At 74.2% G+C, this 25,699-nt stretch carries 33 protein-coding genes and 2 pseudogenes; 27 read left to right on the top strand and 8 right to left on the bottom strand.

The features are described 5' to 3' along the window. Positions 1-959: 959 nt before the first annotated feature. Entirely contained in the window at positions 960-2,858 is a 1,899-nt protein-coding gene (locus U6N30_RS23550; RefSeq protein WP_324274183.1) for an FtsK/SpoIIIE domain-containing protein, read from the bottom strand. A 109-nt stretch (positions 2,859-2,967) separates the two neighbouring features. Beyond that, a complete protein-coding gene (locus U6N30_RS23545; protein WP_324274182.1) occupies positions 2,968-3,447 on the bottom strand; it encodes an FHA domain-containing protein in 480 nt (159 codons plus the stop codon). Between U6N30_RS23545 and U6N30_RS23540 the strand changes: the two genes are divergently transcribed. The 4 genes from U6N30_RS23540 (at position 3,345) to U6N30_RS23525 (ending at position 4,775) form a co-directional block, all read left to right on the top strand. After that, positions 3,345-3,725 carry a hypothetical protein gene (locus U6N30_RS23540; RefSeq protein ID WP_324278610.1) on the top strand — a complete coding sequence of 127 codons (381 nt, stop codon included), beginning with the start codon at positions 3,345-3,347 and terminating at the stop codon, positions 3,723-3,725. The genes U6N30_RS23545 and U6N30_RS23540 overlap by 103 nt on opposite strands. 42 nt (positions 3,726-3,767) lie before the next feature. Next, the gene (locus tag U6N30_RS23535) at positions 3,768-4,061 is read left to right on the top strand and encodes a WXG100 family type VII secretion target (protein ID WP_324274181.1); all 294 of its coding nucleotides are present in this window, start codon (positions 3,768-3,770) and stop codon (positions 4,059-4,061) included. Between the two features lie 208 nt (positions 4,062-4,269). Beyond that, positions 4,270-4,485 carry a MaoC/PaaZ C-terminal domain-containing protein gene (locus U6N30_RS23530; protein WP_324274180.1) on the top strand — a complete coding sequence of 72 codons (216 nt, stop codon included), beginning with the start codon at positions 4,270-4,272 and terminating at the stop codon, positions 4,483-4,485. After that, on the top strand, positions 4,482-4,775 hold the full coding sequence (locus tag U6N30_RS23525; RefSeq protein WP_324274179.1) for a MaoC family dehydratase: 294 nt from the start codon (positions 4,482-4,484) through the stop codon (positions 4,773-4,775). Before U6N30_RS23530 ends, U6N30_RS23525 begins: the two co-directional genes overlap by 4 nt. A gap of 26 nt (positions 4,776-4,801) precedes the next feature. Here U6N30_RS23525 and U6N30_RS23520 read toward each other — a convergent pair whose 3' ends face one another. Then, positions 4,802-5,233 carry an NUDIX hydrolase gene (locus U6N30_RS23520; protein ID WP_324274178.1) on the bottom strand — a complete coding sequence of 144 codons (432 nt, stop codon included), beginning with the start codon at positions 5,231-5,233 and terminating at the stop codon, positions 4,802-4,804. 104 nt (positions 5,234-5,337) lie between these two features. Between U6N30_RS23520 and U6N30_RS23515 the strand changes: the two genes are divergently transcribed. The 6 genes from U6N30_RS23515 to U6N30_RS23490 all read left to right on the top strand — a co-directional run bounded on the left by U6N30_RS23515 (position 5,338) and on the right by U6N30_RS23490 (position 8,504). Beyond that, positions 5,338-5,967 (top strand): DUF6758 family protein, encoded by a 630-nt coding sequence (locus U6N30_RS23515; RefSeq protein ID WP_324274177.1) that lies wholly within the window; start codon positions 5,338-5,340, stop codon positions 5,965-5,967. A 153-nt stretch (positions 5,968-6,120) separates the two neighbouring features. Continuing rightward, positions 6,121-6,291, top strand: coding sequence for a hypothetical protein (locus U6N30_RS23510; protein WP_324274176.1), 171 nt, complete (start codon positions 6,121-6,123; stop codon positions 6,289-6,291). Between the two features lie 89 nt (positions 6,292-6,380). After that, positions 6,381-7,043 carry a PH domain-containing protein gene (locus U6N30_RS23505; RefSeq protein ID WP_324274175.1) on the top strand — a complete coding sequence of 221 codons (663 nt, stop codon included), beginning with the start codon at positions 6,381-6,383 and terminating at the stop codon, positions 7,041-7,043. Between the two features lie 6 nt (positions 7,044-7,049). Next, positions 7,050-7,553: a PHP domain-containing protein gene (locus U6N30_RS23500; protein WP_324278433.1), complete on the top strand. Its 504-nt coding sequence runs from the start codon at positions 7,050-7,052 to the stop codon at positions 7,551-7,553. Next, positions 7,550-7,906 carry a PHP domain-containing protein gene (locus U6N30_RS23495; RefSeq protein ID WP_324274174.1) on the top strand — a complete coding sequence of 119 codons (357 nt, stop codon included), beginning with the start codon at positions 7,550-7,552 and terminating at the stop codon, positions 7,904-7,906. The genes U6N30_RS23500 and U6N30_RS23495 overlap by 4 nt, the downstream gene beginning before the upstream one ends. Before the next feature lie 49 nt (positions 7,907-7,955). Further along, a complete protein-coding gene (locus U6N30_RS23490; protein WP_324274173.1) occupies positions 7,956-8,504 on the top strand; it encodes a PD-(D/E)XK nuclease family protein in 549 nt (182 codons plus the stop codon). Positions 8,505-8,561: 57 nt separating this feature from the next. Here U6N30_RS23490 and U6N30_RS23485 read toward each other — a convergent pair whose 3' ends face one another. From U6N30_RS23485 to U6N30_RS23475, 3 genes are read right to left on the bottom strand one after another with little or no spacing between them, the layout of a single operon-like run. Further along, entirely contained in the window at positions 8,562-9,440 is an 879-nt protein-coding gene (locus U6N30_RS23485) for an oxygenase MpaB family protein (RefSeq protein ID WP_324274172.1), read from the bottom strand. Further along, positions 9,437-10,384 (bottom strand): alpha/beta fold hydrolase, encoded by a 948-nt coding sequence (locus U6N30_RS23480; protein ID WP_324274171.1) that lies wholly within the window; start codon positions 10,382-10,384, stop codon positions 9,437-9,439. The genes U6N30_RS23485 and U6N30_RS23480 overlap by 4 nt, the downstream gene beginning before the upstream one ends. After that, positions 10,332-13,577, bottom strand: coding sequence for a DEAD/DEAH box helicase (locus U6N30_RS23475; RefSeq protein ID WP_324274170.1), 3,246 nt, complete (start codon positions 13,575-13,577; stop codon positions 10,332-10,334). Before U6N30_RS23475 ends, U6N30_RS23480 begins: the two co-directional genes overlap by 53 nt. Before the next feature lie 103 nt (positions 13,578-13,680). Here U6N30_RS23475 and U6N30_RS23470 point away from each other — a divergent pair, with 103 nt between their 5' ends. Next, positions 13,681-14,334, top strand: a complete 654-nt coding sequence (locus tag U6N30_RS23470; protein ID WP_324274169.1) for a ferritin-like fold-containing protein — start codon at positions 13,681-13,683, stop codon at positions 14,332-14,334. Beyond that, a complete protein-coding gene (locus tag U6N30_RS23465; RefSeq protein ID WP_324274168.1) occupies positions 14,331-15,008 on the top strand; it encodes an SDR family NAD(P)-dependent oxidoreductase in 678 nt (225 codons plus the stop codon). The genes U6N30_RS23470 and U6N30_RS23465 overlap by 4 nt, the downstream gene beginning before the upstream one ends. Positions 15,009-15,110: 102 nt before the next feature. Here the strand turns inward: U6N30_RS23465 and U6N30_RS23460 are convergent, their stop codons facing one another. Both U6N30_RS23460 and U6N30_RS23455 read right to left on the bottom strand, forming a co-directional pair. Continuing rightward, complete coding sequence (locus U6N30_RS23460) at positions 15,111-15,383, bottom strand: DUF3107 domain-containing protein (protein ID WP_479690538.1); 273 nt, start codon at positions 15,381-15,383, stop codon at positions 15,111-15,113. Positions 15,384-15,466: 83 nt separating this feature from the next. Continuing rightward, entirely contained in the window at positions 15,467-16,045 is a 579-nt protein-coding gene (locus U6N30_RS23455) for a TetR/AcrR family transcriptional regulator (protein WP_324274167.1), read from the bottom strand. 134 nt (positions 16,046-16,179) lie between these two features. Between U6N30_RS23455 and U6N30_RS23450 the strand changes: the two genes are divergently transcribed. From U6N30_RS23450 to U6N30_RS23375, 15 genes and pseudogenes are all read left to right on the top strand, one after another. Continuing rightward, positions 16,180-16,548, top strand: a complete 369-nt coding sequence (locus tag U6N30_RS23450) for an alpha/beta fold hydrolase (RefSeq protein WP_324274166.1) — start codon at positions 16,180-16,182, stop codon at positions 16,546-16,548. Between the two features lie 52 nt (positions 16,549-16,600). After that, positions 16,601-17,251 carry an alpha/beta fold hydrolase gene (locus U6N30_RS23445; protein WP_324274165.1) on the top strand — a complete coding sequence of 217 codons (651 nt, stop codon included), beginning with the start codon at positions 16,601-16,603 and terminating at the stop codon, positions 17,249-17,251. Positions 17,252-17,354: 103 nt separating this feature from the next. After that, positions 17,355-17,783 carry a hypothetical protein gene (locus tag U6N30_RS23440; RefSeq protein ID WP_324274164.1) on the top strand — a complete coding sequence of 143 codons (429 nt, stop codon included), beginning with the start codon at positions 17,355-17,357 and terminating at the stop codon, positions 17,781-17,783. Next, positions 17,714-18,295, top strand: a complete 582-nt coding sequence (locus tag U6N30_RS23435; RefSeq protein WP_324274163.1) for a DUF3152 domain-containing protein — start codon at positions 17,714-17,716, stop codon at positions 18,293-18,295. Before U6N30_RS23440 ends, U6N30_RS23435 begins: the two co-directional genes overlap by 70 nt. A gap of 127 nt (positions 18,296-18,422) precedes the next feature. Beyond that, positions 18,423-19,232: a mechanosensitive ion channel family protein gene (locus U6N30_RS23430; protein WP_324274162.1), complete on the top strand. Its 810-nt coding sequence runs from the start codon at positions 18,423-18,425 to the stop codon at positions 19,230-19,232. Continuing rightward, positions 19,181-19,375, top strand: a complete 195-nt coding sequence (locus U6N30_RS23425) for a hypothetical protein (protein WP_324274161.1) — start codon at positions 19,181-19,183, stop codon at positions 19,373-19,375. Before U6N30_RS23430 ends, U6N30_RS23425 begins: the two co-directional genes overlap by 52 nt. Before the next feature lie 115 nt (positions 19,376-19,490). Then, positions 19,491-20,651 (top strand): adenylyltransferase/sulfurtransferase MoeZ, encoded by a 1,161-nt coding sequence (moeZ, locus tag U6N30_RS23420; protein ID WP_324274160.1) that lies wholly within the window; start codon positions 19,491-19,493, stop codon positions 20,649-20,651. Between the two features lie 128 nt (positions 20,652-20,779). After that, a complete protein-coding gene (locus U6N30_RS23415; protein WP_324274159.1) occupies positions 20,780-21,376 on the top strand; it encodes a TIGR03086 family metal-binding protein in 597 nt (198 codons plus the stop codon). Between the two features lie 19 nt (positions 21,377-21,395). Then, positions 21,396-21,686: an MGMT family protein gene (locus U6N30_RS23410; RefSeq protein ID WP_324274158.1), complete on the top strand. Its 291-nt coding sequence runs from the start codon at positions 21,396-21,398 to the stop codon at positions 21,684-21,686. After that, positions 21,683-21,874: a hypothetical protein gene (locus U6N30_RS23405; RefSeq protein ID WP_324274157.1), complete on the top strand. Its 192-nt coding sequence runs from the start codon at positions 21,683-21,685 to the stop codon at positions 21,872-21,874. Before U6N30_RS23410 ends, U6N30_RS23405 begins: the two co-directional genes overlap by 4 nt. Beyond that, positions 21,871-22,155: a GNAT family N-acetyltransferase gene (locus tag U6N30_RS23400; protein WP_324274156.1), complete on the top strand. Its 285-nt coding sequence runs from the start codon at positions 21,871-21,873 to the stop codon at positions 22,153-22,155. The genes U6N30_RS23405 and U6N30_RS23400 overlap by 4 nt, the downstream gene beginning before the upstream one ends. 93 nt (positions 22,156-22,248) lie before the next feature. Beyond that, the gene (locus U6N30_RS23395; RefSeq protein ID WP_324274155.1) at positions 22,249-22,419 is read left to right on the top strand and encodes a hypothetical protein; all 171 of its coding nucleotides are present in this window, start codon (positions 22,249-22,251) and stop codon (positions 22,417-22,419) included. Next, positions 22,350-23,359, top strand: a pseudogene (locus U6N30_RS23390) (UvrD-helicase domain-containing protein); the annotation flags it as partial. The gene U6N30_RS23395 and the pseudogene U6N30_RS23390, both read left to right, overlap by 70 nt. A 308-nt stretch (positions 23,360-23,667) precedes the next feature. Further along, positions 23,668-24,603 (top strand): annotated as a pseudogene (locus U6N30_RS23380) (hypothetical protein); the annotation flags it as partial. Between the two features lie 254 nt (positions 24,604-24,857). Then, positions 24,858-25,682, top strand: coding sequence for a RecB family exonuclease (locus tag U6N30_RS23375; RefSeq protein WP_324274154.1), 825 nt, complete (start codon positions 24,858-24,860; stop codon positions 25,680-25,682). The last annotated feature ends 17 nt before the right edge of the window (positions 25,683-25,699 follow it).

Here is a 25,699-nt window from a genome sequence, read left to right as displayed (position 1 = left end):
GCAGCAGTCCACCGGAGCCCGCCGGCGCAGCCGACGACGGGTCGCGGGCCGGATGGGACAGCCAGGGGTCGGCAGGCAGCTGCACGATGCGCAGCGCCTCCGACCGGCGGTCGCTCATCGCTGCGCGGGCGGTCACCGGGCGAGGGAGGACGAGCTGGCATTCGCGCGCCTCCTCGCCGACCAGCGCCCGACCCGGTGTTCGCCGTGCGGGGACGTCCCGCGCCGCGATGCCGGCCACGGCGTAGTCCGCGCGGTCGGGGAGCGGGAGGACGAGGCGCTGACGGGCGACCGCCGCGAGGCGGCCACCGGGCACGGCGCGATCGGCGGTGGCGACGCAGGTGAGGCCGACGGCGCCGCCGTCACCCATCAGGCGGAGCAGGCTCGCCGATCCTCGGCCGGGGTCGAACTCGTCGAGGACGGTGCTGATCGTCTCGATACCGTCGACCAGGAGCAGGATGCGCCCATTCCCGGTGTGGGCGCCCGCCCGCCGGCCGGCGACCTCCTGGGCCAATCGGTCGACGAGGCGCACGATCCTGAGGGCGTCTTCGCCGCTCGCGATCGTCCCGCTGTGGGGAAGCGGTGCGGCGTCGGTGCCCAGCAGGCCGGCGCCGGCCTCCAGCACGTGCACGTGCAGCTCGTCGGGCCCCAGCCGGTCCACCGCCTCGGCGAGCACGGTTCGCAGCAGGGTGGTGCGTCCGCTCCGCGGTCCGCCGACCGCGAGCCAGGTGCCGCCATCCCCGAGGTCCAGCCGCAGCGTCTCCCGCGACTGCAGGTCCGGGCGGTCGACCAGCCCGAGGGCGAGCACCGTGCGCGGGACGTCGGACGGTGGGATGTGGTCCTCGAGCCGGCCAGGAGGGATGCTGTCCGGCAGCGGCGGGCGCCACGGCCGGTGCGGTCTCGGCGCGCCGGTCGCCCGGCAGCGCTCGTCGAGTACCCGGCAGATGCGGGCGAGGTCGCTGTCACCGCTGCCGGCATGCGGGTCTACGTGCGGCGGCTCGGGGAACGGCCAGCTCCACGGGCGGGCTGTGGGTGTGGTGCCGGCGGACACGGGGGCATGGCCGGCGACGCGGGACACCTGGAGTGCCGTCGGCGTGCCGCTGCCGGAGCGCAGCCAGGCCCGGCCGGGGAGTCCAGCGGGAGGTGCGCCGCCTGGGGGTGCCGAGCACGTCGCGGGACTCCGCCTCGTCGGTCGTGCGCAGGCAGATGCGGAGGCTGCAGTTGGCCCGGATCTCCGGCGAGACCACCCCGCTGGGCCGCTGGGTGGCCAGCACGAGGTGCACCCCGAGCGAACGGCCTCGCTGCGCAATGGCCACCAGCCCCGGCACGAACTCCGGCAGCTCCTCCGACAGACCGGCGAACTCGTCGACGACGATGACGAGCCGGGCCAGGTCGGCCGACTCGGGCAGGGCCGCGATGTCGGCCACGCCGTGCGCGGCGAGGATGCTCTCGCGCCTGGTGAGCTCCGCCGCCAGAGAGCGCAGCGCCCGGGCGGTCGTCTGGCCGTCGAGGTCGGTCACCATCCCGACGGTGTGCGGCAGTGACGAGGCCTCGGCGAACGCGGCGCCGCCCTTGTAGTCGACGAGGAGGAACGAGCAGCGGTCGGGCGGGTGGTTCAGCGCGAGCCCTGCCACGAGGGTCTGCAGCAGCTCGGACTTCCCGGATCCGGTGGTGCCCGCGATCAGCGCGTGGGGTCCCAGACGGCAGAGGTCGATCATCAACGGGCCGTGGGCTGTTCGTCCCAGAGGGGCCACGAGCCGGTCGCGGGCACGTGTCCAGGACACCGGAACGCCGTCCGCCCCGCCCGGTCGGCGACCAGCCGTGGCCACGTCGAGCAGCCGGACCCGATGAGGCAGCGCGCTCTCGGTCGTCACCGGCGCCAGGGACCCGAGGTCGCGCGCCAGGCCCGCCGCGAGCATCGCGGGCAGCCGGTCGACGGCCACGTCATCGCGGTCGGGAAGGCCCTGCCGGCTGAGCACGCCGGTGTCACCGGTCTCACCGCTGAGCCGGAGAACGGCGTCGACGTCGACCGTCACCCCGTCCCGACCCTCTGCTGCGGCGAGCACGACGACGCCGGTCGACCGGGCCGCCCGCAGGACGGCCGTGCTCCGGGGATCCAGGTCTCCGTCGACGACGACCACGAGCCAGCCGCGCCGGTGCTCGACCGTGCCGGCGGTCATGGGTGGCCGGCCCGCGGTGAGCGCCACCAGGCGCGCATGCAGGCCGCCATCGGGGCCGGAGCGGTCGTGCACCGGGTCGAAAGCCAGGATGTGGACCCCGTCCGCGTCCAGGTGGGGCAGCCATCGGGACCATGCCCAGTCGGCGAGCCGGTCCGCGGTCACCAGGAGCAGCAGATCGAGTTCGCCCGGAGCATGCAGCGCGCAGAGCTGGGCGAGGACCGTGGAGAGCGCGCCGGCGGTCCGTTCCCGCGGGCCGACCACTGCCAGCCCGCCGGTGCTGCGGAGATCCACGACGACCGGCAGATGGGGCGCGGACTCCCGCCTCCGCGATCCGTCGCCGTCGATGCGCACCACCCGGGTGGTTTCCGGGCCGCTGCCGATGCGAACGCCGAGCGCCCCCGCGTCGTCGCGCGTGCGACTCCAGAGCAGTGGCGTTCGCCGCCGGGCAGCCACGGCCAGGGTCGCGAGATCGGGGTGAGCGGCCTCGGCGGCACGGACGTCGGCGCGGACCGCCTCCCCGAGTCGCGCCTCGGCCGCGTCGACCTCCAGCGCGTGCGAGGCCGCCTCGGACCGGCCGCTCCGGCGTCCGGACCACCGCTCGGACAGCCAGGTGCCCAGCGCCACCACGGGGCTGAGGAGGGCGAAGAACAAGAACGTCGGCGCGTCCAGCAGCCACGCCATCGTCACGCCACCGACAGCCGGCAGCGCGATCGCGACCCATGCGAGCCGGCGGCGGGGAACCTCGGCGGGCGGCCGGGGAAGCGCACCTCGACCTCCGGCACGGGGGCGCTCAGGCGGGGAGCGGGCGCACCCGCCGACGGCCGTCCGGCCCGGCGTCCAGAATCGCCGCCGGCGCCTCGGGGCCGGCGAGCACCAGGGCGCTGGCGCCCAGCCGGAGGACCGTCCCGGCCGGCCAGTTCCGAGGTTCCCGCGCGAGGTCGGCACCGTCGAGCCGGCTCCCGTTGCTCGAGCCCAGGTCGGTGACGGTGACGGTGCCTCCGCCGACGTGCACGGAGGCGTGCCGCCGGGAGATGTCGGGGTCGTCGAGCCGCACGTGGACGTCGCCGCTGCGGCCGATGACGTGAGAGCCCTGACCGAGTGGGAACGAGCGCCCGGCATCGGGCCCCCGACGACGCGCAGCTCGAGCGCACTGGGGGCGCGGTCGAGGTGGCGACGTCGGACCGGCTGCCCGATACCGAGGATCGCGCCGTGGTCGAGCACCGCCGCGGTGAGCGGGGTGTCGTCGGACAGGCGCGTGGAGCCGGCCCACAGGCCGTCGACGGGTCCTCCGACGACGTCGGCGACCACCGGGAGGATGTCGGCGATCCGGTGGTGGTGCGCGGCAGTGACCTCGACGTCGAGCGTTCCCGGATCACCGACGAGCGTCCAGCAGCGACGGCCCAGCACGGGGAGACGTCGGTGGTCGGAGAGTCGGTCACGGCAGCGATCCTGTCGGGTGCGGGCCACGTCCCGGGGCGGTCGTCCCGCACCTGTGGACAACGAGGCACCTGTGGACAGCGGACGTGGTGCCGGCGCCGGACGTCCTAGCGTTCGCCGACACCGGGAGGGACCCGGCACCGAGGAGGAACCGTGAAGGTCGACATCGCCACCCTGCAGTCCATGGCCGGCCAGTGCCGCGCCGAGGCAGCTGACACCACGGGCCGGCACGCCGTCCTGTCCAGCAGCATCAACACCTCCGTGCTGGACGGGTGGACCGACAGCCAGGCTGCCGTCCAGTTCAGCCAGCTCTACGAGCAGTGGCGGATGTCCGCGCAGGGCGTCAGCGACGCTCTCACCGGCATGGGCTCGCTGCTCACCAGCGTGGCGTCCTCCTACCAGCAGCACGAGGCCGACATGGCTGCGCGCATCGGCGCGATGCTCTGAGCCCTCGATCGGCGACCCGTGATCGGGACCGGGCCTGCTACGGGTCCCCGTCGCGGTCGCCCGGTCGAGAGGCGCCCAGAGCCGCCGTCCGTAAGATCACCACCCGTCCAGACGGTCTCCCGGTGCCGGTTGTGGGCTGCCGGCCGCCCACGGGCGGGCCGGAGCGCAGCCGGGAGTCCGTCGCAGCCGCCAGGTCGGGAGCCAGCAGATGCAGTTCGGTCGGTACTACGAGGAGTTCGAGGTCGGGGCGGTCTACAAGCACTGGCCCGGGAAGACCGTCACCGAGTACGACGACCACCTGTTCTGCCTGCTCACGATGAACCACCACCCGCTGCACATGGACGTGAACTACGCGGAGAAGACCACCGACTTCGGCAAGAACGTCGTCGTCGGCAACTACATCTACTCGCCTTGCTCGGCATGAGCGTCCCCGACGTGTCCGGCAAGGCCATCGCCAACCTGGAGATCGAGTCGCTGCGCCACGTCGCCCCGACGTTCCACGGCGACACGATCTACGGCGAGACGACGGTCCTCGACAAGACCCCGTCGAAGTCCAAGGACGACCGCGGCGTCGTGTACGTCGAGACCATCGGCTACAAGCAGGACGGCACGGTGGTCTGCATCTTCCGTCGCAAGGTCATGGTCCCCAAGCAGTCCTACGGCGAGGCCCGCGGCGGCGAGCAGCCGGGCCGGCCGGAGCCCGCTCCGCGCTGACCGGGCAGGCCGATGAGGTCGCGGCGTCAGCCGGGCAGCGCGCCCCAGGCGCGGAGGGTCTCGACCAGCCGGGGAGTGCAGGGCAGGCGGTCCAGGGTGGCGGCGTCGGCGAACACCACATCGGTCGCGTCGTCGCCCGCCACCGGCTGCTGGTCCGGCGGTTCGAGGGTGCACGCCAGGTCGACGACGTCGTACACGACGGCGCCGGCCGGGATGCGCACCTGCCCGGCGACGGCGCCGACCGCCACCGCCAGGCCGGTCTCCTCGGTCACCTCGCGGCGGACCGCCTGCTCGAGGGTCTCGCCGGCCTCGACGCGTCCACCGGGGAGCGACCAGAGCCCCGCGTGCGGGGCGTGGCCGCGCCGGATGAGGAGCAGTCGGCCGGAGGCGTCGAGGACGACCGCGCCGACGCACGGCACGACGGTGGGGCCGGCGTCCACGGGTCCGTCGGCGGTCACCGGCGGGAGGCTACGCAGCGAGCGGCCCGGCGTCTCGTCGGTCGGGCGTGGCACCGGACGGCCCCGGCCTCCGCTTGACGATTCCCGGCTGTCCCAGGACGGTGATGCCCGATGAGCGTCACGCCGGTCTGCCCCCGATGCGGCGAGGGCTCGCCGTCCGGCCGGGGTCGGCCGGGCAGGCCTGGTGCCACGTGCACGGCGCGGTCACGCCGCTGCACCACACCGTCCTGGTGGCCCACGACGCCATCTCCGCGGTCACTGCGGACGCCCGGGTACCGGCCTGGGTGCCCGACCCGATGCCCGTCGGCTGGTCGGTCACCGGCATGGCGTGGGGCGGCGAGCCGGGTGCCCGCGCGATCGTCGTCGACTGCGCCGGTCCGGCGCCGCTCGGCGGGTCCGCGGAACTGGTGCTCGTCGCCGAGGAGCCGGGCACCGGCGTGGGCTGCGGGTACGCCGGCCTGCCCGGTCTCGACCCCGGCGACGTGATCGAGGGCCCGTCCTCGGTCGACGTGAAGGCGGCCGGACAGCACGCTCCGCTGTGGGCCGTGCCGACCACCGACGACCGCGCGGCCTTCGTCGGCGAGGCGTACGGAGTCTGGCTGTGGCTGGTCATGTGGCCGATGAACGCCGCGTGGCTCCTGGCTGAGCAGTTGGAGCTGATCGACCTGCGCGACCGCATCTACCCCGACCTGCCCCTGGGCCCGCCGAGCGAGCACCTGCTCCCCGGGAGCTGACCCGGAACCCGACCGGACAGGTTCATGATCGGCGCGTCGGCCGCGTGACGGCTGGGGCATCTGTTACCCATGGGACGAAGCAGTCCGCCGCACCCGGGTGGACCCTGTACTCGCAGGCTCGATGCACCCGAGCCTGCCCGCACGAGCTCACCCGTGGAGGTGGCGGTGAACCTCAAGAAGGTCGTCACCTGGTTGGTCGTGGCATTCATCGTCTTCTACGTCATCCAGGCCCCGGAACAGTCCGCCGAGCTCGTGCGCAACGCGGGGCAGGCGCTCGGCGACGCGGCGTCCTCGCTCGCCCAGTTCGTCGGCTCGCTGGTCTAGCCCACCGACGGCGTGACCGGGCTCACGAGGTCACGGATGGGCACGGCACCGCTGGGCACGTGGTCGACGACCGCACGCGAGGAGGACTCGTGACCGGACCCGAGCCGCTGGAGCTCCCTTCCCGGGCCAGCAAGGACGTCCAGAAGTACCTGCTGCCCGGTGAGGCCGCGGTCGTGGCCACGCGGCGTCACTGGGCGGTGCTCATCGAGCCCACCGTCAAGTTCCTGCCGGTCTTCGTCGCCGGGGCCTGGCTGCTCCTGTTCGACCCCGACAACCGCGTCACGAGCTCCGCCGGGCTGCTGGTCATCCTCGGATCGCTCGTCTACTACGGGCTGCGGGTGGGCGAGTGGTGGATGCGGCACTTCATCGTCAGCACCCGCCGCGTCCTGCTGACCTCGGGGGTCATCGTGCGGACGGTCACCCTGCTCCCGCTGCGGCGGATCACCGACCTCACCTGGAAGGAGACGCTGCTCGGCCAGGTGCTCGGCTACGGAACCTTCCGGTTCGAGTCGGCGGGGCAACAGCAGGCCCTCTCGGAGATCACCTTCCTGCCCGGTGCCGACGTCCTGTACCGCCGGGTCAGCGCCCTGCTGTTCAGCAGCGACTGGGGTGGCGGGGCGGCGCCGCCGCGAGTGGTGACGACGAGGGCAACCCCGATCCGCCGTCGCCACCGCGGCCGGTTCCGCCGTCCGGGGACGGGCGGCGCGACACCGAGCCCATCCCGCGCGTGCAGTGACCGTGCGGCAGGCTGAGCCGTGATGCGGATCGACCTGCACACCCACTCCTCGGTCTCCGACGGCACCGAGAGCCCCGGCGAGCTGCTCGCGACCGCCCGCGCCGCAGGGCTCGACGTGGTCGCGCTGACCGACCACGACACGACGGCCGGCTGGTCGGTGGCCGAGGCGGCCCGGCCCGCCGGCCTCACCGTCGTCCCCGGCATGGAGATGTCGTGCCGGTGGTTCCCCGATGACCAGCCGCCGATCAGCGTCCACCTCCTGGCCTATCTGTTCGACCCCACGCATCCGGCGTTCGCCGCCGAGCGCGGCCGGCTGCGGGACGAGCGGCTGGAGCGGGGGAACGGATCGTGGCGGCGCTCGCCAGCGCCGGGTACCCGGTGTCGTGGGAGCGGATCGTCCAGCGGTCCGAGGGCGGCGTGGTGGGGCGCCCGCACATCGCCCGCGCGCTCGTCGAGGCCGGGGCCGCCGAGTCGGTCGACCACGCCTTCGCGACCCTGCTGCACCACCGCAGCCCCTACTACGTGACCAAAGCCGACACCGACGTCCGCGAGGGCATCGCGCTGGTGCGCGCGGCCGGTGGTGTCCCGGTGTTCGCGCACGGCCTCGCCACCAAGCGCGGCCGGATCGTCGGCGACGAGGCGATTGGCACGATGGTCGAGGCCGGGATGATGGGGCTCGAGGTCGACCATCCCGACCACTCGGCCGACGAGCGGGCCCACCTCCGTGGCCTCGCCGCTGACCTGGACCTGATCACCACCGGGGCCAGCGACTACCACGGCACCAACAAGGCCACGCCGATCGCGGCCTGCACGACCGACCCGGCACAGTTCGAGGCGATCCTGGCGGCGGGCACCGGCAGCGCGCCGTTCCAGGACTGACCCCGAACCGCCGGACCGTGTCGGGCGTGGGACCGGCGCGCAGGTCGAGATGCCCGGCATGCCGCGCCGGCTGTTCTCCGCGACCCCCAGCAAGCTCGCGACCTTCGCCGACTGCGCCCGCCGCTACCGGTACGCCGACGTTGACCGGCCCACCCCGCCCAAGGGGCCGGCGTGGGCGCACAACACCGTCGGTGCGGCCGTGCACGCCGCGCTCCGCTCGTGGTGGGACCTCCCGGTGGCGAAGCGGACGACGGGAGGCGCACGCCAACTGCTGTACGTGCTCGGCGTCCGGCGCACGCTGCGCCGGCCCTGCAGCCGGGTGGAGCTGCACCACCTGCCCAGCGGCACCGTCGCCGCCTTCGAGCACACCGAGCGCTCGCTGGCCAACCACGTCCGGCGCGCGGAGGACATCGCCGAGGACATCACCGCCGCCACCGAGCGCGCGGCGGCCGGCGAGGATCCGGACGCCGCGTTCCCGGCCGTGCCGGGCCAGCAGTGCAGCTGGTGCGACTTCCGGCCCAGCTGCCCGACCGGGCAGGCGGCCGTCCCGGCCCGCGAGACCTGGGGCTTCCTCTCGGAGGACGACGTCGCGACGTGAAGGGAACGGCCCTGCCGCAGGGCCCGGCGCCGAGCGTCCGAGATGCGGGGCAGTTCCTCAGGCGGCCGGGGCCTCAGCGACGCGGTCCCAGCCGGCCCAGACGATCGGGGAGCGCTGGGCGCGCTGAGGGAGCCGCAGCAGCGCCTGCCGGAACGCCACGAGTGCTCCCGTCGCCGCGGCATCGGTCAGCCCGAGCCCGGGCCAGGAGTACATCCGCCGGGCCCACTGCGGCAGCAGCGCCACGGCCAGAGCGGCCAGTCCGCCCCACGCGCCTTGCGCGGGGGTCAGGTAGCGCACCCAGGTGGGCATCGGCGGCACGGTGATCAGGCGGTAGGCGTCGCGCGCGGCGGCGGTCACCGCCAGCTCGGGCCGGATCCCCTCGAAGTAGCCGGCCAGCGCCGCCACCGAGTCCGGGACGTCCGCGCGCGGGATCCCGATCAGCTCAGCGGCCGTCACCTGCTCGGCGACGTACCGGTCGGCGTCCTCGTCGGTCAGGGGCACCCCGGCCCGACGCGCCACGGTGAGCAGCGAGTCGACCTCGCAGCAGTGCACCCACAGGAGCAGGTCGGGGTCGTCCACCCGGTAGGTGCGGCCGGTGGTCTCCTCCGTGGCCCCCAGCCGGTGGTGGATGCCGCGCACCCGTGCGGCCGCCCGCACGGCCTCGGTGCGGGTGCCGAAGGTGAGGGTGTCGACGTAGGTGGCCGTGCGGATCAGCCGCGGCCAGGGCTCCTCGCGGAAGCCACCGGAGAACCGGGCGACGCCGTCCATCGCGACCGGGTGCAGAGCCTGCAGCAGCAGGGCACGCAGCCCGCCGACGGAGAACGACGGGTCGGAGTGGATCCGCCAGCTGACGCTGTCCGGGCCGAAGAACCCGAGCCGGTCCTCCGTCGCCGTCCACTGGTCGGAGGAGGGCAGCGGCGGGTGGGAGCGGCTCATGCTCCTTCTTCGCCGGGCGGGAGCTGCGTGGACGCGGCCGAGGCGTGGGCCCAGAAGTCCAGCAGCACCTCCAGCGTCCGGGCCGGGTTCTCCACCGCGGGCGAGTGGATCGAGTTGAGGATGACCTCGTGACGGGCGCCCAGCCGCTGCGCCATGTCCTCCTGCACGTGCGGCAGCCAGGCGTCGTCGGCCTCGCCGTGGGCCACCAGCAGCGGCAGCCCGACGGCGGCCAGCTCCGCCACCCGGTCGGACTCGGTGAGCATCGCATCGGCCATCCCGCGCAGCCCGGCCTCGGAGTTGCGCAGGAACCGGCGGGAGTAGAACTCCCGCGTCGGGGCCGGCACCGCCTGCGCCTTCGGGTCGGTCATCGCCACCTGTTCGAGGGTCTCGTGCACCAGCCGCACACCACCGGCGTCCAGCAGCGGGCCGAGGTGGTCCAGCAGGTCCGCCCGCCGGCCGCCCAGCTTCGAGGGTCCCGAGCCCAGGAGCGTGAACGAGGTGAACAGCGCCGGTTCGGCCAGTACCGCGGCCCGGGTGACCAGACCGCCGAAGCTGTGGCCGAGCAGGTGCAGCGGCTCGCCGGACTCCGCGCGCAGGACCCGGGCGACGACGACGACGTCGAGGCCGAGCTCCTCGACGGAGTACGCGGCCGGGTCGTCGGGGCCAGGGGACTCGTACTGCCCGCGCTGGTCGAGCGCGACCACCCGGTAGCCGGCATCGGCCAGCGGCGCCAGCAGCGGCGCGAAGTCCTCCTTGCTGCCGGTGTAGCCCGCGACCAGCAAGGCGGTCCCACGGGCGGCCTCGCCACCGGTGTCCAGCGCGGTCAGCGGACCTGCGCGGCCGGGGAAGCTCCGGTGCTCCGCGTCGTGCTGGGCGAGCTGCCGCAGGTCGTCAGGCGCGATGGCGAGGGGCACGGTGAAGTCGGGGCCGCCGGGCAGGACCATGCCCCGAGTGTGCCCTGCCGGTGTGGTGTGCCGCTGTCCGGCCACCATCCAGGGGCCCGCGCCGAGCGCGGGGCGTGGGGGAGGACGGTCCCCTGTCAGCGGTAGCCGACGACGCCGTCGTCCGACCGCAGCACGACGACCGGCCCGATCGCGGAGGCGGTGCCGGACGGCGGCGCCGAGGGGTGCTGGAACGGCCCACCTCCGCCCCGGTGGCCGGATCGCGGAAGGAGAACCCCTCCGGGTCGGGCAGCACGAGCGCGCCCGGGCGAGCGGCGTCCTTGGTCCCGTCCGCCGCGGGAAGTCCGACCGCCGGGGCCGACCAGAGCGCGGCGCCCGACGAGGTGTCCCGTGCGGTCACCGTGCCGTCGACCCGCAGCAGGGACACCGTGCCGACGGTCGTCTGGCCGACGTCCGTCGTCCCGGCCGGGACCGGCTCGCGGGCCAGCTCGGTGCCGTCGGGGCCGCCCAGCGTCCAGACCTCGTCCCCTGCCAGCACCGTCACCACCCCGTCGGCGCCCAGCAGGCGGACGGCGTCGTCGTCGGCGGCGGGCAGGGGATGGTTCCAGTGCATGGAGCCCGCGAACCCGTCGAGCAGGCGTACCTGGACGTCGGTGCTGTCCGCGCAGCGCTGCAGGACGACCACTCCGGTGCTCCCGGTGCCCGCGTCGAGGAACCGGCAGCCCGCCGGCGCGGCCGACCGCCAGCGGATGCCGCTGCCGATCGGGTCGAAGGTGAGCACCCCGGTGGGATTGGCCGCCAGCACGATCGCGGTGGTCGAGTCGAGGGTGGCGTCGGGGGCGAGGTTCAGGCTCCGGGTCCACTGCCGCACCCCGGTGCCGGCGTCCAGGCCGACGGCCTCGTCGCACCGGTCCGCGGTCGCGAACACCGCGACCGCGACGCCGTCGGTGACGGTCAGGCCGCACATCCGGGCGTTGGTGCGCGTGTAGTGCCAGGCCTCCTCGCCGGTGAGCGGGTCCAGCGCACGCACCCCGTGCTCGGAGCCCACGACGACCCGGCCCTCCGACACCACCCGCTCCGGCAGCGGACCGCGTCCGGCCGACCAGGTCTCGGAGACGGCACCGGCCGGCGACCCGGAGGGGCGTCGGCCGGTGGTGCAGTGGTGCTCTCCGTGGCGGCTGCGTCCGAGCCCTGCCACAGCAGGATCGCGACGAGGAGCAGCGCTGCGGTGGCCGCCGTCCAGACCCAGACCCGCAACGGCGGTCGCAGAACTCGGAGCACGGCGGGAACGGCTAGGCGGCGGACTCGGACCCGCCACCGCCGCGGTTGGCGCCACCGCGGCGACGACGGCGACGCGGCTTGGTGGCCGTGCCCTCGGCCGGCGCGGACTCGGCGGAGGCGGCGGCCGGAGCCGACTCGTCCGCGCCGGCGGACGCAGCGCCGGTGCCGCGGGTACGGCGACGCGGACGGCTCTTGCCGCCGCCGGCCTGCTCGCCGTCCTCGGGGCGCCCGGACCCCCGTCGGCCGTCCGACGGGCCGCGCGAATCGCCGCGCCCACCGGAATCGCGACCACCGGACTGCGCGGGTCGATTGCGCTTGCCGGTCTCGCCGAGGTCCTCGAGGGTCTCGGCCTCCAGGCCCTCGCGGGTGCGCTGCGCCCGGGGAGCCGGCCCTTCGCGGTCTCCGGCACGTCCAGGTCGGTGTAGACCCACGGCGAGGTGGAGTAGGTCTCCGGCGGGTCGGTGAACCCGAGGTCCAGAGCCTTGTTGATCAGCTGCCACCGGGGGATGTCGTCCCAGTCGACCAGCGTCACCGCGACGCCGGTGCTACCCGCGCGGCCGGTGCGGCCGATGCGGTGGACGTAGGTCTTCTCGTCCTCGGGGCACTGGTAGTTGACGACGTGGCTGACGCCGGTCACGTCGATGCCGCGGGCCGCGACATCCGTGGCCACCAGGACGTCGACCTTGCCGCTGCGGAAGGCGCGCAGCGCCTGCTCGCGCGCGCCCTGCCCGAGGTCGCCGTGCACGGCGGCCGCGGCGAACCCGCGGTCGACCAGCTCGTCGGCGACCTTCTGCGCGGTGCGCTTGGTGCGGCAGAAGACCATCACCAGGCCGCGGTCACGCGACTGCAGCACGCGGGAGAGCAGCTCGGGCTTGTCGAGGTTGTGCGCCCGGTAGATGAACTGCGTCGTCTGCGGAACCGTCGAGCCCTCGTCGTTGCCGTGCGCCCGGATGTGCGTGGGCTGGGTCATGAACGACCGGGAAAGAGTCACGATCGGACCGGGCATCGTCGCGGAGAACAGCATCGTCTGCCGCTTGTCCGGCACCATCGCCAGGATCCGCTCGATGTCGGGCAGGAAGCCCAGGTCGAGCATCTCGTCGGCCTCGTCGAGGACGAGGACCTTGACCTTGCCGAGGATCAGGTCACCGCGCTGGGCCAGGTCGAGCAGCCGGCCAGGTGTTCCGACGACGACCTCGACGCCCTTCTGCAGCGACTCGATCTGCGGCTCGAAGGCGCGCCCGCCGTAGATGGCCTGTACGCGGATGCCGCGCTTGACGCCGGCGGCGCCGAGGTCGCGGGCGACCTGCACGCACAGCTCACGGGTCGGGACGACGACCAGCGCCTGCGGGACGCCGTCGCCGCCCTCGGCCGGCGGGCTGACCCGCTGCAGCATCGGGACGCCGAAGCCCAGGGTCTTGCCGGTGCCGGTGCGCGCCTGGCCGATGAGGTCGTTGCCGGCCAGCGCCAGCGGGAGCGTCAGCTCCTGGATGGCGAAGGTGCGGTGGATCCCCACGTCGGCGAGTGCGGCCACGATGTCGGGATGCACGTCGAAGTCGCTGAACAGCGGGCTGTCGGTGGCGACGGGGGCGCCGCCGAGCTCCTCGACCTGCGACTCGAGCTCCTCGGGAGCGGGTGCGCCGGTCTCGGCGTGCTCCAGGGCGACGGCCTCGGTCGCGGCGGGGTGGGTGGTGGCCTCGACGGCCTCGGACGTGGTGGGGTTCTCGATGGAGGTCAGTGCTCTCGCCTCTGGTCTGCTGGGGGACCGGCGCCGGCTGCGGGGACCCGCGGCTGCGGACCTGTCCCGGGCTGTTGTCGCGGGATCAGTTCCAGCGCCAACGCAGCCAGCAGAACCGGGCGTTCCGGAGATCGGCCCGGGAGACAGCCCCGAGGGGCGTCGTCCAGCGGTCGTCAGCGCACAGATACACGGCGCACCCGGAGGTGCACCGGGTGCCATGGTAGCGCGGCCACCGGTTAGCCTCTGCGCGCCGCGCTGTCGCAGGTGACCTGCGCCACCTCTGCGGCCGGTGACCAGCCCCGCGGCAACCCAGGAGATGTGTGTGACGACCCCGGTCGACAGCGGTGCCGTCGTGGACCTGCTGGGCGCGCTCGCCTATGCCGAGCTCACCGCGTTCGACCGGCTGGCCGAGGACGCCCGGCTCGCCCCGACGCTTGCCGGGCGGGCGGCGCTGGCGAAGATGGCGGCGGCGGAGATCGGTCATCACGCGCAGCTCACCGAACGCCTCGCCGAACTCGGCGCGGACCCCGGCGAGGCGATGGCCCCCTTCGTGCCGGCGTTGGATGCCTTCCACGAGAGCACCCGGCCCAGCACCTGGCTCGAGGGACTGGTGAAGGCCTACGTCGGTGACGGTCTGGCCACCGACTTCTACCGCGAGATCGCCGCGTTCCTCCCCGACCCGGACCGAGCCCTGGTGCTGGACGTGCTCGCCGACACCGGCCACGCCGATTTCGCCGTCCGGGAGGTGCGGGCGGCCATCACGGCCGACCGCAAGGTCCCCGGCCGGCTGTCCCTGTGGGGACGGCGGCTCGTCGGCGAGGCGATGAGCCAGTCGCAGGCGGTCATCGCCGAGCACGACCGGCTGGCCGAGCTGATCATCGCCGGGACCGGCGACCTCTCCGGCGTCGCCCGGCTGATCGAGCGCATCACCAGCGCGCACACGAAACGCATGAAGGCCCTGGGGCTCAACCCATGACGGCGCCCCACCTGCTCGTCGTCGGGGCCGGACCGGGCATCTCCCAGGCCACCGCCCGCCGGCTGGGCGCGCAGGGTTTCGCCGTCGGCCTGGTCGCCCGCCGGGACGGTCCGCTCGGCGAGGTCGGCCGTGCCCTGCGCGGGGGCGGGGTCAGGACGGAGTGGACGACGGCGGATGCCGGTGACCCGCGCTCGCTGACTCCGGCCGTGGAGTCGCTCACGGCCGCGCTCGGGCCGGTCGGCGTCCTGCTCTACAACGTGTCGGTGGGGCGGTCGGCCGCCGTCCCGGACCTGGCGCCGGACGATCTGCTGGGTGACCTCGCGGCGGGCGCGGTGGGCCTGCAGACGGCCGTCCTCGCGGTCCTGCCCGGGATGCGGGAGCGGGGAGCGGGCACCGTCCTGGTCACCGGCGGTGGGTCAGCGGACCGGCCCGTCCCCTCCATGGCGAGCCTCGGGGTCCAGAAGGCGGCGCTGCGGGCGCTGGCCGAGGTGCAGGCGCGGGCACTGGCTCCCGACGGGATCCACGTGGCGGCGGTCACCGTCCGCGGCCTCGTCGGGGACGGGGATCGCCGGATCTCCCCGGAGCGCGTGGCCGGTGTCTACGCCGACCTGGTCGCCGAGACCGCGGGTCCGCGGGAGGACTGGCGGACCGTCGTGGACCTCACGGTCCAGTGACGACGAACTCTCCGGTCCACCGACGACGAACTCTCCGGTCCACCGACGACGACGGGGCGCCGACCGCGGGTAGCGGACGACGCCCCGTCGGGACGTGCGGTACTACGCGCCGGCGATGAAGCCGACCCGGCGCTGGTCGGCCTGCGCGATCTCGACGTAGGCGATCCGGTCGACGGGGACGACGACGCGACGACCCCGCTCGTCGACCAAGGTCAGCAGGCCGTCCTTGCTCGAGCCGGACATGGCTGCGGCGACATCTGCAGCGATCTCGTCAGGGGTCTTGGGGCTGTCGATGACCAGCTCCCGGGGAGTGCTGGACGCCGATCTTGACTTCCACGTGGGCGATGCCTCCTCGGTTCGCGCGACTGACCACACGCTAGCCCAGGGGCGGCGCCCGGGGCCCGCCGCGCCGGTGCGCCGTCAGCGAACGCGGCCTCCGGCAGGTCCCGCTGCGCTCGTCAGGTCGGGGACTGCTCGCCGTCGACGCGCGGGAAGCCGGAGATGCCCCGCCACGCCAGGGCGGACACCAGGGCGACCGCCTCGTCGCGGGACACGGTCCCCTTGCGCGGCAGCCACCACCGCGCGCTGGTCTCGGACAGCCCGGTCAGCCCTGACGCGAGCAGCAGTGCCCGTTCGGGGTCGAGGCCGGTGTCGGCCGCGATGACCTCGGCGATCGCCTCGACGCAGGCGCCCGTGCCCCGGTCGACGATCGCCCGGACGTCGGCGTCGTTGCGCAGGTCGGACTCGAAGACCAGCCGGAAGGCCTCGCCCTCGGCATCGATGAAGTCGAAGTACGCTCCCACGGCGCCGTCGACGCGGGCCCGGTTGTCGTCGGTGCCGCCCATCGCCTGGGCGACGCGGTCGGCCAGCTCCGAGACGTGCTCCTCCAGCAGCGCCAGGTACAGCTCCCGCTTGCCGGGGAAGTGCTGGTAGAGCACCGGCTTGCTGACCCCGGCCCGGTCGGCGATGTCGTCCATGGCCGCGGCGTGGAAGCCCTGGGCCACGAAGACGTCCTGGGCGGCACGGAGCAGCTGCAACCGCCGGGCACCCCGGGGAGCCGGGACGTGCGCCGGTTGTTCACGGTGGCGGGAGGAGTCGGCTGCATGGCAGGGGGATGTTACCGGCGGGTTCCCCACCGCATGCCGGACGGCCTGCGATTACCGTCGAGTGGATGTCCGAGGCCCCGCCGCTCCACGTCGAGGCGGCCGATGTGCCGGCCGCCCGTCCGTCGACGACCCCGCTGCCCGAGCTGACCTCGCTGCTCCCGCCCTGGCCGGGAGAGCTGCTGCCGGTCTCCGGCGGCGAGGTCTTCGTCCGCACCACCGCGTGGACCGGCCCGGTCGCCGGCACGGGGAGCGACGCTCCCCGGGAGCGGGCGCTCTACGTCCACGGCCTCGGGGGCGCGTCCACGAACTGGACCGATCTCGCCGGGCTGCTCGCCGTCCGGTTCGACGGCTGGGCGCTCGACCTGCCGGGCTTCGGCCGGTCGCAGCCGCCCCGCGGGGGCGGTACTCCGTCCGCGGCCACGTCCGCGCGGTGATCGACGTCCTCGAGCACGTCGTCGCCCAGCCGGGGAGGCGCACAGGCGGCCGGTGCACCTGCTCGGCAACTCGCTCGGCGGGCTGGTCAGCCTCCTCGTCGCCTCCCGTCGGCCCGACCTGGTGGCGACCCTCACCCTGGTGTCACCGGCGATGCCGGTCTACCGCGTCCCGCCGGCGTTCAGCCGCGCCCTGCTCCTGCTCCTCGTACCCGGCATCCCCTCGCTGGCCGCGCGCCGCATGGGGGCCATCACGCCCGAGCAGAACGTGCGGGCGATGATCCGCATGTGCTTCGGCGAGCCCGGGAGGGTGCCACCGGAGCGGGTGGACCAGGCGGTGCAGGAGATGCGCGAGCGGGTGGAGCAGCCCTGGGCCGGGCACGCCCTGACCCGCAGCATGCGCGGGCTCATCACGTCCTACCTGCGGGTGGGCGCGGCGAACGCCTGGCGGGCGGCCCGCACCCTCCGGCCGCCGACGCTGGTGCTGTGGGGTGCGCGCGACAGGCTGGTCGACCCGTCGATGGCGCCCCGGTTGGCCTCCGTCGTCCCCGATGCCCGGCTGGCCGTCCTGGAGCGGGTCGGGCACGTGGCCATGCTGGAGGCGCCGGAGGTCACCGCCCGGGCGGTGCTCGGGCTCGTCGAGGATGCCGCGGCGTGCCGAGAGCTGCACGCTGCTGTCGACGAGCCACCCAGCGTGAGACGCTGATCCGCTGAGACCGGAGGACGGACGAGGAGCACGAGTGCGGCCTGTGGGAGGACGCCCCGCGGACGGCCGTGAGCCCGGCGGCGGTCCCGGTGAGGTGCGCCGGGTGCGCCCCGAGCCACCGGCCCCTCCGTCCGCGCGCCCGGTGCCGCCCGGCTCGACGGTGCGCACCGCCGAGCGTCCGGGGCCGCTGGTCGCCCGGCCGGGTCTGCCCGAGCCGGTCGGTCCGCACCCGAGTGCCCGTGCCCGACCCGGCCGGTTCCGCGGCTTCGTGCTGCGCTACGGGTGGCGCGCGTACGCCGTTCCCCTGCTGGCGATCGCCACGATCGTGGTCCTGACCGACCTCGCCCTCACCACGCCCGGCGTCCCGACCGGCTCCACGGGGCGGCTGCGCCGGCGAGCGTGTCCGCGCCCACCACCCCGCCGCCCGTCGAACCCACCCCGACCGCGCCCGCGGAGGGCGACGTGGCGCCGACCGAGGCGCCGGCCACCGTGGGCGTGGAGACCTACGTGGAGCAGGGGGCAGGCAGCCTGACGGTCGTCGACGGCACGTCGGCGGTCATGGGCACCGGTCCGCTGCGCCGCTTCATCGTCGAGGTGGAGGACGGCATCGGCGTCGCCGGCGCCCCCTTCGCGGGCGCCGTGGAGGCCACGCTCGGCGACCCGCGGTCCTGGGGCAGCGGAGGGCGGAACTCCTTCCAGCGGGTCGGCGCCGCGGAGGTGGCGGCCGGGCAGTTCGACTTCCGCGTCAGCCTGGTCAGCCCGGGCAGCATGGAGACCTACTGCCCGGGGGTCGGGACGGGCGGCTACACCTCCTGCCGCTACGGCGATCGTGCGGTCATCAACCTGGCTCGCTGGGCCACCGCAGTCCCGCACTACGAGGGCGACGTCGCCACCTATCGGCAGTACGTCGTCAACCACGAGGTCGGGCACGTCCTGGGCAACGGTCACGTCGACTGCCCCGGTCCCGGGCAGCTCGCGCCGGTCATGGTCCAGCAGACCCTCAGCCTCGGCGGCTGCGCGAAGAACGCCTGGCCCTATCCATGACATCTGTCGCGCCTCCGGCGCGACGACCGCGGCCACGTGCCGTTCCCCTGTTGCGCTGAGCCGTTTCCGCGCACGCGTCGGGGAGCCTCCGGCCGCCGCTCGCGGACCGCCCCAGCAGACTGTGGCCATGACCGTCGAGCTGTTCGGACAGGAGATCCGACTGCTGTTCCTCAGCCAGGAGAACGGCATCAAGCTGCTGCTCACCCTCGGACTGGTGCTGTTCCTGCTCCTCCTGCGGTGGGCCGCCCGCTTTCTCGCCCGCACCGTCGTGCGCGGCGTGCACCACGAACGGGCGAGATTCTGGACCCGGCAGGCGATCAACCTCGTGGCGGCGCTCCTCCTGTTCCTGGGCTTCCTGTCGATCTGGTTCGACGACCCGACCCGCCTGGCCACGGGAATCGGGCTGGTCACGGCGGGCCTGGCGTTCGCGCTGCAGAAGGTCATCACGGCGCTCGCCGGCTACGTCGTCATCCTCCGTGGGGACACGTTCAACGTCGGCGACCGGATCACGATGGGCGGTGTCCGGGGCGACGTCATCGCGCTGGGCTTCATCCGCACCACGATCATGGAGATGGGGCAGCCGCCCGCCGTGCAGAACGCGGATCCCGCGCAGTGGGTCAGGAGCCGGCAGTACACCGGGCGCGTGGTGACCGTGACCAACGACAAGGTGTTCGACGAGGCGGTCTACAACTACACCCGCGACTTCCCTACCTGTGGGAGGAAGTCACCCTGCCGATCCGTTATCAGGACGACCGCGCGCGGGCCGAGGCGATCCTGCTGGCGGCGGCGCGACGGCACACCGTCGCGGCCGAGGACATGCCGGCCTCGGCGCTGGCCCAGATGCGTCAGAAGTACTTCGTCCGCGGCGCCGACCTCGAGCCGAAGGTGTACTGGCGGCTCACCGACAACTGGCTGGAGCTCACGGCCCGCTTCCTGACCGGCGTGTACGGGGTGCGCGACGTCAAGGACCTGATGGCCCGGGAGCTACTGGCCGAGCTCGACGAGGCCGGCATCGGCCTGGCCTCGGCCACCTTCGAGGTGGTCGGGCTGCCGCCGCTGCGGGTCACCCCGGACCCCTGAGCCGCTTTTCGGCGTCCCTCCCGGCGGCGGCGGGAAGAGCGTGGCCTGTCACGCTGTTGTCCGCGTGAACGCTGGTCCTCCGGGGCCGCAGTCGAGAAGACCCGAGGAGCAATCCGTGTCCCTGCCACCCCTGGTGGAGCCCGCCGCCGACCTCTCCATCGAGGAGGTCCGCCGCTACAGCCGCCACCTGATCATCCCCGACGTCGGGATGGACGGGCAGAAGCGACTGAAGAACGCCAAGGTGCTCGCCGTCGGCGCCGGCGGTCTCGGGTCGCCCGTCCTGATGTACCTGGCCGCCGCCGGTGTCGGCACGCTGGGCATCGTCGAGTTCGACACCGTCGACGAGTCGAACCTGCAGCGCCAGATCATCCACGGGCAGTCCGACGTGGGCCGGTCCAAGGCCGAGAGCGCGCGCGACTCCATCAAGGAGATCAACCCGCTCATCGACGTCCGGCTGCACGAGACGCGGCTGGACAGCGACAACGTGCTCGACATCTTCAGCCAGTACGACCTCATCGTCGACGGCACCGACAACTTCGCCACCCGCTACCTGGTCAACGACGCGTGCGTGCTGCTGGACAAGCCCTACGTGTGGGGCTCGATCTACCGCTTCGACGGCCAGGTGTCGGTCTTCTGGAACGAGCACGGCCCGAACTACCGCGACCTCTACCCGGTCCCGCCGCCGCCCGGCATGGTCCCGAGCTGCGCCGAGGGCGGCGTGCTCGGCGTGCTGTGCGCGACCGTCGGCGCCATCCAGGCCACCGAGGCCGTCAAGCTCATCACCGGCATCGGGGAGACCCTGCTCGGCCGGCTGATGGTCTACGACGCCCTGGAGATGACCTTCCGCGAGATCAAGGTCCGCAAGGACCCGGAGGGCGAGCCGATCACGGAGCTCATCGACTACGACGCCTTCTGCGGCGTCGTCTCCGTCGAGGCCCAGGAGGCGGCGGCCGGCTCGACGATCACCGTCGACGAGCTCAAGGACATGATGGACGCCGGCAAGGACTTCGAGCTGATCGACGTCCGCGAGCCCAACGAGTACGAGATCGTCTCCATCCCCGGCGCGACGCTGATCCCCAAGGACGAGATCCTGTCCGGCCGGGCACTGGCGCAGCTGCCCCAGGACAAGCCGATCGTGCTGCACTGCAAGACCGGCGTCCGCTCGGCCGAGGCGCTGGCGGCGGTCAAGGCGGCCGGCTTCAAAGACGCCGTGCACGTGCAGGGCGGCGTGACGGCGTGGGCCACCCGCATCGACAAGGCGCTCCCCACCTACTAGCTAGAAGGACCCCTCGCCCTCCGGCCCTCGCTCCGCTCGGGTCGGGACCCTGCGAGGGGCCGCTCCAGCACGTCGCGAGGGCCCGGTCCGGCTTCCCATCAGGGGAGGCGGGCCGGGCCCTCGGCCTGTTGGATGACGACATGTCCGACTTCTCCCCGGTCGAGCTGCTCGAGCTCTTCCAGCGCGCTCAGAACGAGTTCACCGACCGGGTCGACGCCGTCGAACCCGGCCAGTGGGACGACCCGTCGCTGCCCGGCTGGACCGTCGCCGACCTGGTCGCGCACCTGGTGAACGAGCAGCTGTGGGTTACCCCGCTGCTGGCCGGTGAGCCCTACGACCTGATCGACGGGCGCTTCCCCGACAGCACCGACGACCTGCTCGGCGACGATCCGGTCACCGGCTGGGAGACGGCCGCGGACGGCGCGCTCTCGGCCTTCGCGCAGGACGGCGCGCTCCGGCACACCGTGCACCTCTCCCGCGGCCCGATGCCGGCCTCGGAGTACATCTTCGAGATGGCCACCGACCTGACGGTGCACGCCTGGGACCTGGCGTCGGCGATCGGCGGCGACACCCGGTTGGACGGCGAGCTCGTCACCGCGGCTCTGGTCTACGCCGACCGGCTCCCGGACGACGGCGTCCCGGGGCTGTTCGACCCGCCGCTGGACGTCCCGCCGTCGGCTCCGCCGCAGACCCGGCTGCTGGCCCGCTTCGGCCGCCGCGGCTGATCGTTGCCATGATCGACGCGTGCCCCTCGACCCGGCCGACGTCGACGAGGCGGTGTTCGACGTCGTCGACCAGATCCCGGCCGGCCGGGTGAGCACCTACGGCGCCATCGGTGAGCTGGTCGGCATCGGCCCGCGCCGGGTCGCGCGGGCGCTCTCGTCCGGCGGTGGTGCGGTGCCCTGGTACCGGGTGGTGCGCGCCGACGGCTCGGCGGCCGAGCCGGTCCGGGTGCGGCAGCTGGAGATGCTCGCCGCGGAAGGCGTGCCCGTGCGCGACGGTCGGGTCGTGCTGTCCACCGTCCGCTGGCCGTGAGGCCCCTGCAGGCCTCGGACGCCTTCCTGCTCCGCGTCGCGACGTGGTTGAACCTGAACTGGTGCCGGCAACGGTTCACCCTGGCGCACGTGGACGCCGATCCGCACCTGGCGGCCTACTACCGCTCGCCCCCGACTTCGGGTTCGTGTCCACCGTCGGGTCCGAGCCCACTGGAGTGGTGTGGGTGACGAACTTCCCTGCCGACGTCCCGGGCTACGGCTTCGTCCGGGCAGGCGTGCCCGAGCTGAGTGTGTGCGTGCTGCCCGGCTACCGCGGCGCCGGACTGGGTGCAGCGCTGCTGGACGCGGCAGTGCGCGAGGCGCGGCGCCTGTCCCTCAGTGCACTGAGCTTGAGCGTGGAGGCGGGCAACCCTGCCCGGCGGCTCTACGAGCGGGTCGGCTTCGCGCCGGTGGAGCCGGGCGGGCACCCGGGCACGCTCCTGCTCGAGCTCGGCGGTGACCAGGCCTGACCGCCGTGTTGCCGGCGCGTGTCCGGCTGCCCCGCACGGACCATTTCCTGGTATTGCCTTCAGCTCGGGGCCGCAGCTGCCGACGACCTGGGCATGAACAACATCGCGTGCAGCGCCGTGGCCCAGGCCGGGCTCGTCGCGGCGACGGCATCCCTCGACACCGAGGGCGAGTGGCCGTTGCTGCAGGTCGCCGGCTGGCTGACGACCGCGGCCGACCTGATGCTCGAGGCCGGTCAGCTCGAGGCAGTGCTCGCCCTGATCTGAGACCCGGGTCGCAGCAGGGCTCCCGACTCGTCCCAGCCGCACCCGAACTGTCGGTCCGCCGTGATTCCATCGGGGGTGGCACAGGGGGAACGACGCCGGTCTACCGGCTGGTCACCGGTGAGGCCCCTCGACCCACCGCGCCACAGCTCGACCCCACGCAGCAGGCGGTCGTCGATCACGGGTCCGGCCCGCTGCTGGTCCTCGCCGGCCCGGGAACGGGCAAGACGACGACGATCGTCGAGGCCGTGGCCGCGCGGATCGACGCGGGGATCGATCCCGAGCAGATCCTCGTCCTGACCTTCAGCCGCAAGGCCGCCGCCGAGCTGCGCACGCGCATCACCGGCCGGGTGGCGCGCACCATCCGCGAGCCGCTGGCCCGCACGTTCCACTCCTATGCCTACGGGGTCCTGCGCCGGGCCGCGTTGCTGCGGGGCGACGCGCCGCCCCGCCTGCTCACCTCGGCCGAGCAGGACGCCGTCGTCGCCGAGCTGCTCCGTGGCGACGCCGAGGAGGAAGGCGCGGTCCGCTGGCCCGATGCCCTCACGCCCGCGCTCGGCACGGCCGGTTTCCGTGCGGAGCTGCGCGACCTGCTCATGCGCGCCACCGAGCGCGGCGTGGGCTCGGACCGGTTGGCGTCCTGGGGGCGGGAGACGGGGCGCGACCACTGGGTGCTGGCCGCCGCCTTCCAGGAGCAGTACGAGAACGTGACGACGTTCGCCACGGTCGGGCGTGGTGACGCGTCCGGCTACGACCCGGCCGAACTGGTGCGCGCCGCCATCGCCGAGCTCGACGGCGACCCCGAACTGTTGCGCCAGGAGCGCGAGCGGGCCCGCTGGCTGTTCGTCGACGAATACCAGGACACCGACCCGGCCCAGGTCGAGCTGCTCGAGCTGCTGGCCGGCGGGGAGGCAACCTGGTCGCGGTCGGCGATCCCGACCAGGCCATCTACGCCTTCCGCGGCGCCGAGCCGCGCGGCATCGTCGAGTTCTCCGACCGGTTCCGGCACACCGACGGGCGGCGGGCGGCGCGCGTGTCGCTCGGGGTCTGCCGGCGCTCCGGGGAGGACCTGCTGCGGATCAGCCGCACGGTGGCCGAGGGGCTGCCCGGTCCCTGGGAGCACCGGCGGCTGGCCCCGGGCGAGGCGACCGATCCCGGCACGGGCGAGGTGCACGTCTTCGGCTCGGCCGCGGTCGAGGCCGCCTACCTGGCCGACGTCCTGCGCCGTGCCCACCTGCTCGAGGGTGTGCCGTGGTCGCGGATGGCGGTGGTCGTACGCACCTCCGTGGCGCTCGGGCCGCTCCGCCGCGCACTGGCCTCGGCCGGGGTACCGGTCGCCGTCTCGTCGGACGACCTGCCACTGGCCGGGCAGCCGGCCGTCGCCCCGTTGCTGATGGCCCTCGGTGCCCTCCTGCCGGCCTCCGGGTCAGGACCGGAGGCCGACGGGACGGCGGTCGGGCTGGACGAGCCGGCCGCCGAGGCGCTGCTCGCCTCGCCGCTCGGCGGCGCCACGGTGCTCGACCTGCGCCGGCTCCGGCGCGCCGTGCGGCTCGCACTGGTCAAGCAGGGCGTGGACCCCGCCGAGCGGAGCGCCCCGCTGTCCCTGGCACTGGGCGACGACACCCTGCTCGACGCGCTGCCGGAACACGTCGCCCGGCCGGCACGGCGGGTGGCTGCCGTCCTGTCCGCCGGCCGGGTGGCGCTGGCCCAGGACGGCACGGCCGAGGACGTGCTGTGGGCCATGTGGCAGGCCAGCGGGCTGGCCTCGCGCTGGGCGCGGGCCAGCGCGTCCGGCGGCCCTCGGGCGCCGTGGCCGACCGCGACCTCGACGCCGTGGTGGCCCTCTTCGACGCCGCCGCCGGGTTCGTCGACCGACTGCCGTCGGCCGATGTGCGGGCGTTCGTCGCCCACCTTTCCGCCCAGGAGCTCCCGGGCGACAGCGGCGCGGCCCGCGCGGTGGCGGGGAGACCGTCCGGCTGCTCACCGCGCACGCCTCCAAGGGCCTCGAGTGGGACCTCGTCTGCGTCGCCGGCGTGCAGGAGGGGTGTGGCCCGACCTGCGCGAGCGCTCCACCCTGCTCGGCACCGAGGAACTGGTGGAGCGGGCCTCGGGGTCGACGGCACGGCGGTCGACCGACGCACCCTCGCCCTGGCCGAGGAGCGCCGGCTGTTCTACGTCGCCTGCACCCGCGCCCGGAAGCGGCTGGTCGTGACCGCCGTCGAGGGTGCCCTCGACGGCGCGGACGCCGGAGCGACCGCCTCCCGCTTCCTCGATCTCGTCGCGCCGCCCCCGGAGGACGGCCGGCCGCTCACCGAGCTGCCCCGTTCGCTGACCCTGCCCGCCCTCGTCGCCGACCTGCGCCGTGCGCTGACCGATCCGACGACGCCGTCGGACCGCCGCTCGGCTGCCGCGTCGGTGCTGCGGCGGCTGGCCGACGAGGGGTGGCGGGCGCCGCGCCGACCAGCTGGTGGGGGCTGGCGCCGCTGTCCGACGACGCCTCGCTGGTGCCGGAGGAGGACGCCGTCCGTGTGCGCCCGTCGGGCATCGAGACCTTCCAGCGGTGCCCCTTGCGATGGGTGCTCGGCGCCGTCGGTGCGGAGGCGTCGCCCGACACCACCCGGACGGTCGGGTCGGCCGTGCACGCGGTCGCCCAGCAGGTGGCCGACGGGCTCCCGCCGGTCGAGGCCCCGGCCGTGCTCGCCGCGGAGCTCGACCAGCTCGACCTCGGTCCCGGGTGGTCCGACCAGCGGCAGCGGGTCACCGCCCAGGAGATGCTCGACAAATTCCTCCGCTGGCACGCGGCGAACGGCCGCGAGCTGCTCGGCGCCGAGGAGGACTTCGACGTGACGGTGGGCCGGGCCCGCATCCGGGGCCAGGTCGACCGGCTGGAGCGCGACGCCGAGGGCCGACTCGTGGTCGTCGACCTCAAGACCGGGAAGACCGCGGCGAAGAACACCGAGGAGCACGGGCAGCTGGCGGCCTACCAGGTGGCGGTCGCGGCGGGTGCCTTCGGCGGCCACGGCGCCGTCCCTGGCGGGGCGGCGTTGCTCCAGGTCGGCACCGGTGCCAAGGCCAAGGAGCAGCACCAGGAGCCGCTGCCCGCCGACGTGCCGGTCGACCAGACCTGGGCCGGCGAGCTGCTCGCCCAGGTCGGCGAGGGCATGGGCGCGGCCACCTTCGAGGTGCGCACCGGCTCGCACTGCTCCCGGTGCCCCGCGCGGCGCAGCTGCCCGTTGCAGGAGCCCGGCCGGCAGGTGACCGCGTGACTCCATCGCGCAGTCGG

The organism is Blastococcus brunescens, assembly GCF_035320885.1.
Lineage (GTDB): Bacteria > Actinomycetota > Actinomycetes > Mycobacteriales > Geodermatophilaceae > Blastococcus_B > Blastococcus_B brunescens.
This window is presented reverse-complemented; position numbering and strand designations above follow the sequence as displayed.

Bases quoted from the DNA above. Each gene is read 5' to 3' on its own strand.
- U6N30_RS23550 (WP_324274183.1), bottom strand. From the start codon at position 2,858: ATGGCGTGGCTGCTGGACGCGCCGACGTTCTTGTTCTTCGCCCTCCTC.
- U6N30_RS23530 (WP_324274180.1), top strand. From the start codon at position 4,270: ATGCAGTTCGGTCGGTACTACGAGGAGTTCGAGGTCGGGGCGGTCTAC.
- U6N30_RS23525 (WP_324274179.1), top strand. From the start codon at position 4,482: ATGAGCGTCCCCGACGTGTCCGGCAAGGCCATCGCCAACCTGGAGATC.
- U6N30_RS23515 (WP_324274177.1), top strand. From the start codon at position 5,338: ATGCCCGATGAGCGTCACGCCGGTCTGCCCCCGATGCGGCGAGGGCTC.
- U6N30_RS23500 (WP_324278433.1), top strand. From the start codon at position 7,050: ATGCGGATCGACCTGCACACCCACTCCTCGGTCTCCGACGGCACCGAG.
- U6N30_RS23490 (WP_324274173.1), top strand. From the start codon at position 7,956: ATGCCCGGCATGCCGCGCCGGCTGTTCTCCGCGACCCCCAGCAAGCTC.
- U6N30_RS23485 (WP_324274172.1), bottom strand. From the start codon at position 9,440: ATGAGCCGCTCCCACCCGCCGCTGCCCTCCTCCGACCAGTGGACGGCG.
- U6N30_RS23480 (WP_324274171.1), bottom strand. From the start codon at position 10,384: ATGGTCCTGCCCGGCGGCCCCGACTTCACCGTGCCCCTCGCCATCGCG.
- U6N30_RS23475 (WP_324274170.1), bottom strand. From the start codon at position 13,577: ATGGCACCCGGTGCACCTCCGGGTGCGCCGTGTATCTGTGCGCTGACG.
- U6N30_RS23465 (WP_324274168.1), top strand. From the start codon at position 14,331: ATGACGGCGCCCCACCTGCTCGTCGTCGGGGCCGGACCGGGCATCTCC.
- U6N30_RS23450 (WP_324274166.1), top strand. From the start codon at position 16,180: ATGTCCGAGGCCCCGCCGCTCCACGTCGAGGCGGCCGATGTGCCGGCC.
- U6N30_RS23430 (WP_324274162.1), top strand. From the start codon at position 18,423: ATGACCGTCGAGCTGTTCGGACAGGAGATCCGACTGCTGTTCCTCAGC.
- U6N30_RS23395 (WP_324274155.1), top strand. From the start codon at position 22,249: ATGAACAACATCGCGTGCAGCGCCGTGGCCCAGGCCGGGCTCGTCGCG.